Below are 661 nucleotides of genomic sequence, written 5' to 3'. Positions count from 1 at the left end.
CCGGTTGGCCGCCGTGGACCGCGCCGAGTGGGATCAGGCCGTACTCGACCTCGTGCGCAATCACATCGCGGCGGTACTGCGCCACGCGTCCACGGAATCGGTCGACACCGCGCGGACCTTCCAGGAAATCGGCTTCGATTCGCTGACCGCGGTGGAACTGCGCAACCGGATCAGCGCGGCCACCGGCGTACGCCTGCCCGCCACCGCCGTCTTCGACTACCCGACACCGCGTGCGCTCGCCGAGCATCTGCTGGCCGAAGTCCTCGGCACGGACAGCGGCGCCGTCGTCACACCGGCCGGGGGCTCGCTCGTCGCCGACGATCCGATCGTGATCGTCGGAATGAGCTGCCGCTACCCCGGCGGGATCACCTCACCGGAAGCGCTGTGGGACCTGGTGCGCTCCGGCGGCGACGCGATATCCGTCCTGCCGACCGACCGCGGCTGGGACCTGGACGGTCTCTACGATCCGGATCCGGATCGCGCCGGTACGTCGTATGCCCGCAGCGGTGGATTCGTCTACGACGCGGCCGAGTTCGACGCCGGGTTCTTCGGGATCTCGCCGCGCGAGGCCGTGGCCATGGACCCGCAACAGCGGCTGCTCCTGGAGACATCATGGGAGGTATTCGAGCGCGCGGGTATCCCCGCCACCTCCGTCAAGGGC

General features: G+C 69.7%; 1 protein-coding gene. It reads left to right on the top strand.

The genetic code is table 11. The features are described 5' to 3' along the window. A partial coding sequence (locus tag KN815_RS44125; protein WP_253209627.1) for an acyl carrier protein occupies positions 1 to 661 on the top strand: 661 nt, incomplete at both ends.

Source organism: Streptomyces niphimycinicus, assembly GCF_018883605.1.
Lineage (GTDB): Bacteria > Actinomycetota > Actinomycetes > Streptomycetales > Streptomycetaceae > Streptomyces > Streptomyces niphimycinicus.
This window is presented reverse-complemented; position numbering and strand designations above follow the sequence as displayed.